Annotated in this window: 2 protein-coding genes; both read right to left on the reverse strand. The window is 75.0% G+C overall.

Translation table 11 applies throughout. The features are described 5' to 3' along the window. Positions 1-466, reverse strand: a 466-nt coding sequence (locus tag DKL51_RS33195) for a hypothetical protein (protein ID WP_124813232.1), incomplete at its 3' end; no start/stop codon positions are given. A 95-nt stretch (positions 467-561) separates the two neighbouring features. Continuing rightward, a partial coding sequence (gene yaaA / locus DKL51_RS33200; protein WP_124813234.1) for a peroxide stress protein YaaA occupies positions 562-879 on the reverse strand: 318 nt, incomplete at its 5' end.

The raw sequence follows: 879 nt of genomic DNA on the forward strand, positions 1-879 counted from the left end.
GTTGGCCGCCGGCCAGCAGCGCCGAGCGCCAGGCCGCGGCGGCCAACCGGGGACGCCACACCCGGCGCGCGGTGGAGGCACCGGGCAGGCCGCCGAGCAGCTCCCGCCGGCCCTGCCGCCAACCGGCCTCCAGCAGCGTCGCGTACGCCGACCGGTGCTCGCGGGACACCTGAAGCCGGTGCAGCTCGTACCGGCGGCGCAGGCCACCGGTGGTCACTTCGTGCTCCACCGATACGTCGAGCCGGGTCAGCAGCTGCCGCATCCGCTGTGCGGCGTCCTCCCGGTTGAACTCGGCGACCCCGCCCCGGTACGTCCCGGGCGCGGGTCGTCGGACGTCGGTGGCCGGTGGCGGGGTGCAGCGGACGAGGCAGGCCACCTCGAAGGCGTCGGCGAGGGTCAGCCAGTCCAGCGGTGGCGGTGTCGACGGCAGGCGGGGCCGGTCGAGCACGGTGGGTTCGGAAGCCATCGGACCGCTCCTTGTCGGCGTCGGGGTTCCTTTACCGTGGCCCCGGCGCCGGTGCGGCGAAACCGCTCCGCGCCAGCCTTGAGCAAAATTTGCGCCTACAGCTCCGTCACCACGATGTCGAGCTGACGGGGGCGGTCCGCGGCGGCGGGCTGCTCCTCGACCGTGTACTTCAGGTCGCGCAGCGCGCCGACCAGGGCGTCCGCGGTACGCGGCCGGGCGCCGGCGGTGAGCAGGTCCCGCACCAGCCGGCCCTTGGTCGCCTTGTTGAAGTGGCTGACCACCGAGCGGGTGAGCGTCCCGTCGACCTCGCGTTCGTGCAGCACCCGGACGGTCACCGTGCGCCGGGCCACCTCTCCTCGGGGGGTCCAGGTGGCCGCGTACGCGCCGGAGCGCAGGTCCAGCACCGGCCGGCG

The organism is Micromonospora globispora, assembly GCF_003857015.1.
Lineage (GTDB): Bacteria > Actinomycetota > Actinomycetes > Mycobacteriales > Micromonosporaceae > Micromonospora > Micromonospora globispora.